The following is a 212-nucleotide window of genomic DNA, read 5'->3' as shown; positions in this document are numbered from 1 at the left end:
CGTGCCGATGACCATCGTCGAACCGTTGCAGATGCACCCAGAATTGGACGCTGTGATCATGGGCGGTGAATATCGTCCTGCCGCGGGGATCACCGCCCTGCGATTCATGGAGGACGAGTTCGGCCCGGTCGCCACGCCTTCGCTTGCCGCGACACTATCGCGCGACCCGGTGGCGATGGGCGTGCTGACCATGCTCGCCAGCCGCAGCGTTC

At 65.1% G+C, this 212-nt stretch carries 1 pseudogene; it reads left to right on the top strand.

The window, feature by feature from the left end:
- Nucleotides 1-212 (top strand): annotated as a pseudogene (locus AF337_RS11410) (LysR substrate-binding domain-containing protein); the annotation flags it as partial.

The sequence above is a fragment of the Rhizobium ecuadorense genome (assembly GCF_001187535.1).
In the GTDB taxonomy this organism is placed as follows: Bacteria; Pseudomonadota; Alphaproteobacteria; order Rhizobiales; family Rhizobiaceae; genus Rhizobium; species Rhizobium ecuadorense.
This window is presented reverse-complemented; position numbering and strand designations above follow the sequence as displayed.